The sequence below is a fragment of the Microbacterium sp. Bi128 genome (assembly GCF_918698205.1).
The window spans coordinates 1-2,212 of record NZ_CAKKMM010000847.1 but is presented as its reverse complement, the minus strand read 5'-3'; the positions used below and the strand labels follow the sequence as shown (position 1 = coordinate 2,212).

4 protein-coding genes are annotated in these 2,212 nt (G+C 63.9%); 2 read left to right on the top strand and 2 right to left on the bottom strand.

Annotated elements, in window-relative coordinates:
• On the top strand, positions 1-363 hold a 363-nt coding region (locus tag LQV45_RS27090; RefSeq protein WP_230009859.1), incomplete at its 5' end, for a hypothetical protein.
• Between the two features lie 9 nt (positions 364-372).
• On the opposite strand, the gene LQV45_RS27085 is transcribed toward LQV45_RS27090, so the two are convergent.
• Positions 373-951 (bottom strand): histidine phosphatase family protein, encoded by a 579-nt coding sequence (locus LQV45_RS27085; RefSeq protein WP_230009858.1) that lies wholly within the window; start codon positions 949-951, stop codon positions 373-375.
• Between the two features lie 536 nt (positions 952-1,487).
• Between LQV45_RS27085 and LQV45_RS27080 the strand changes: the two genes are divergently transcribed.
• A complete protein-coding gene (locus LQV45_RS27080; RefSeq protein ID WP_230009856.1) occupies positions 1,488-1,871 on the top strand; it encodes a hypothetical protein in 384 nt (127 codons plus the stop codon).
• A gap of 86 nt (positions 1,872-1,957) precedes the next feature.
• Here the strand turns inward: LQV45_RS27080 and LQV45_RS27075 are convergent.
• Positions 1,958-2,212 (bottom strand): lytic transglycosylase domain-containing protein (locus tag LQV45_RS27075; RefSeq protein WP_230009855.1); only part of this gene is annotated, 255 nt, incomplete at its 5' end.

The following is a 2,212-nucleotide window of genomic DNA, read 5'->3' as shown; positions in this document are numbered from 1 at the left end:
AACGGCAACAGCTACAACGGCATCGATGGCACCGACCTCAGCAACGCCCAGGATCATGATGTACACAATGCTCTCTATGCCATCACCGGCGAAGTGGGCGTCGACCGCAACCCCGGCGGCCGCATGACGGGAGTGAGCTTTGAGCAGATGCAGCAGGATTTCACGAAAGGCCTCGTGACCTTTGGGACGTCCAACTCCGACGGCGAGCTGGTCTCCGACCATTCCTACGCATTGCTGGGTCTGAATCCCTCCGACCAAACGGTTGTGGTAGGTGACCCGGAGGGCGGCCACACCACGCTGGCTTTTGCGACCTTCCAGTCAACGAACATCAACCAGTACATCGCGATACCAACATATCCTTGAGCGGCAGCCCTAAACGGCAGCCATGGCCCGCTCGCCGTTGAAGTATTCGAGCTGCCAGCCGTCGACGGCATGGTGGTGGGCCAGGTTGAGCACGGCGTTGTCGATGCTGTCCAGGGTGCGGCCGACGGCGCGGCTGAGACTCACGCGCAGGAGCGTGCCATGGGCGACGGCCAGGACGCGGCGGCCACGGAACTCCTCGGCCAGCGCCTCAAGCGCGGCCAACCCTCGGCCGGCGGCCTCGTCCTCGCTTTCTGCGCCGCGGAACCCGTCGGGGATGCGCAGTGCGTCCAGTTCAGGACCGTCCTGAAGGCCCTCCGCGGGTCCGAAGCTGCGCTCGGCGAGCTCCGGCACGCGCCGGGCCACGCTGAGGCCGAGCCCGGCGGCGATGAGATCGGCGGTTTCCGCGGCACGGCTCAGCGGTGACGACACGATCGCGTCCCATTCATAGCCGGACAGGACGGCGACGGCGTCGCGAGCCTGACCGCGGCCGACGTCGTTCAGAGGAATGTCGGTGGATCCCTGCAGCCGGCGCTGTGCATTCCAGTCCGTCTGGCCATGGCGGATGAGGGCGAACGTCGTAGATGTCATGCCTTCCATTCTGCCCTGACGGCAGGCTGGCGATGACAGAGGCGCCGGTCTGGGAGCCGCCGCGAGCATCCTCGTCATCGGCAAAGAGCGGCAAAGAGCGATCACAATACACCGCCACTTCGCATAGTCCCTTGACGCATGGCAAGCACCGGACGCAAAGTTCACACGAGAGTCATTCCTCAGATGGCCGATAACCGTCCGGACGGAGCCCTCATGCCGCAACAACCGCTGCACGGCGGAGCATATTGCATCCCTTGAGCCCCTCCCCGGCGGAGCCGCTTGCGGTCACCAACGGGAACGCTCCGGTCACCTCTTGGACAGGAGAAGTAAGGATGGATCTCGAGCAACCGGCCCAAGGCCCCAAGACGGTAACTGCGGCCAGGGCCGCCAAAGACGCGGCGGGGGCGTCCATTTCCGCGTCGCGGAAGAAGGTTTCGTACGGTGCCCAGGACCGCAGAGGACCACTACTGTGGAATTCAGGCCTGGAAAGGCTCACCAACCGAACCCGTCTGCCGGGACAGCCAGCCGATGTGGGCGTGAACCTGTTCTACGAGGACCTTGAGTGGAATCCCCTCTTTGGCCCGGGCGATCCCTCGGGGATCATTCCAAGGGACACGGATCAGGTTCCGCCCGGAAATATGGCTAATGCGGGAGGGCTGATTCTGCCCTGGTGCTCGAATTCCCAAGAGGTCCGCAAGAAGGCCATTGTTGTGTACCGCCTTGGGGAGGACCTGGACACGATCGAAGATCCCCTCCTGTATGTCTTCCAGTATTACTGGGACAACGTGGGGTACTTCTTGCCGGCAACCTTTGGGTCTTTCGACGAGAAGATCTCTATGGGTGAGGGGCCCAGCGCATCCCTCAATGTGGACTTCATTCTCGGTCCTGCAGGAGACCTGGTTGCCAGGGCATGGGCTTAGGGCCCGGCCGGAGCGCGGCCGGCCGCTGCCAATCACTATGGGAGTCGGCAAGGTGTCCGGAGACTAAGTCGAGCTGCACGGTGGCGCTATCCGGGAGTGCCCGACTGTGCGGCGTAGGCAGTGGCCCGGTCGCGGACATGGTCCACGTACGGATCAGACTGGTTGTACGAGTAGATCGCGTCGGCCCAGCCCGCGGCGGTGGTCAGGTCACCACCGTGTGCGCACAGGTATGAGGCGGCACTTAGCGCGGCGTCATCGATGTTAAACGGGTCGGCTGTTCCGTCCCCGTTCCCGTCCCGGCCTGCGAGCTGCCACGTGGAGGGAATGAACTGCATGGGTCC

Coding starts and splice junctions, on each gene's coding strand:
- LQV45_RS27085 (WP_230009858.1), bottom strand. CDS start 951: ATGACATCTACGACGTTCGCCCTCATCCGCCATGGCCAGACGGACTGG.